The organism is Acidovorax sp. SRB_24, assembly GCF_012931925.1.
Map to the genome: position 1 here is coordinate 1 of NZ_MWOM01000339.1, position 278 is coordinate 278.

At 69.4% G+C, this 278-nt stretch carries 1 protein-coding gene; it reads right to left on the reverse strand.

The features are described 5' to 3' along the window. Window positions 1-123 (reverse strand): cob(I)yrinic acid a,c-diamide adenosyltransferase (locus tag B2J89_RS22180; RefSeq protein ID WP_205763945.1); only part of this gene is annotated, 123 nt, incomplete at its 3' end. Window positions 124-278: the final 155 nt, after the last annotated feature.

Here is a 278-nt window from a genome sequence, read left to right on the forward strand (position 1 = left end):
CGCCAGGCCGAACGCGGCCGTGCTCTTGCCCTTGCCGTTGCCGGTGTGGACGATGACCAGGCCGCGGCGTTCGCCCTCGGGCTTGTCGTAGGGCTTGGCTTGGGGTGGGGTTTCAATCTGCATCGGGGACTCTCCAAAAAACAGCGGGCGCACGCACGGCCAAGGCCGGCGGCGCCCCAAAAAATCAGGGCGGTGCGCCCGCGCTCTGCAGCTGGGGCAGCGCCACCCACTGCCCGGCGACCGCATGGATCGCAATGCGCTGGTCGAACACGCGCTCG